This is a genomic window from Mycobacterium montefiorense (genome assembly GCF_025823255.1).
Taxonomy (GTDB): domain Bacteria; phylum Actinomycetota; class Actinomycetes; order Mycobacteriales; family Mycobacteriaceae; genus Mycobacterium; species Mycobacterium montefiorense.
The window spans coordinates 1-1126 of the sequence record NZ_JACKVL010000004.1 but is presented as its reverse complement, the minus strand read 5'-3'; the positions used below and the strand labels follow the sequence as shown (position 1 = coordinate 1126).

Below are 1126 nucleotides of genomic sequence, written 5' to 3'. Positions count from 1 at the left end.
ACGGCGTCCTGCAAGGCATGCCAATGACCGGCGCAGGACGACGCGGCGCCGCAGGCTTCACCCACAAGTACGGCTTCAAACGAAACGTGCTCGTCCGACCACCATCCGCCGGATGAACCGCGCCGAATGCCTGGTCCACCGACGGGACCGTGCGAGCTCATTCCAGGATTATTCTGTTCTTCCAGCATTAAGGAGGCCACGGCATGTCGTTGGTTGATTTTGGGGCGTTGCCGCCAGAGGTTAACTCGGCACGTCTATACGCGGGCGCCGGCTCGACGTCATTGACGACAGCGGCCTCGGCATGGCGACACCTTGGCGCGGAACTGAATTCGGCCGCGTTGGGCTACGACAACGTGATCACTCAGCTGTCCAGCGAGGAGTGGCTGGGGCCTGCCTCGGCCGCGGCGGTCCAGGCGCTCACGCCGTATGTGACGTGGATGAAGACCACCGCGGCTCAGGCCGAGCAGACCGCCCAGCAGCTGGCCTCGGCGGCGGCGGCGTTTGAGTCCGCGTTCGCCTCAGTGGTGCCCCCACCGCTGATCGCGCAAAATCGGGCTCTGTTGACCCAAGCGTTGCAAACCAACGTCTTGGGCCAGAACACCAACGTGATCGCCCAGCTGGAGTCGCAATACGGGCAGATGTGGGCCCAGGATGCGAGCACGTTGTACAACTACGCGGCCCAGTCCTCGACCGCGACCAAGCTCACCCCGTTCCAGTCGGCACCGGAGGTGTCTACCCAGGACGCTCAGGCCAAGCAGGACGCCGCGGTCTCGTCGGCGTCGGGGACTGCGGCGGGCAACGCCGGCAACACGACGGCGAGTGCGATCGAGCAGACGCCCAAGACGCTGGCGGCCGCGGCTACCCCTGCGGCGGCTACCGCCACGTCTGCCACCGACCCGTTCACCGAGCTGTGGTTCCTGTTGACTGGGCAGACCGTTTTGCCCAGCAGCTTCGCGACATTCGTCAACGGAATAAGCCCCTTCGCCGGCATCGCCTACAACCTAGAGGGTCTGCCGTACTTCAGCGTGGGTATGGGTAACAGCGGTGTGCAGATCGCCAAAAGTACCGGGCAACTCGGGGGTGCGGTGGCCAGTGCGGCTTCTGCTGCGCCGAAGGGCCTGGCCGG

2 protein-coding genes are annotated in these 1126 nt (G+C 65.4%); both read left to right on the top strand.

Annotation, left to right across the window (positions count from 1 at the left end; genetic code table 11):
- Window positions 1–17: 17 nt before the first annotated feature.
- Window positions 18–116: a hypothetical protein gene (locus H7K34_RS01820; RefSeq protein WP_372510665.1), complete on the top strand. Its 99-nt coding sequence runs from the start codon at window positions 18–20 to the stop codon at window positions 114–116.
- 87 nt (window positions 117–203) lie between these two features.
- On the top strand, window positions 204–1126 hold a 923-nt coding region (locus H7K34_RS01815; protein WP_264059256.1), incomplete at its 3' end, for a PPE family protein.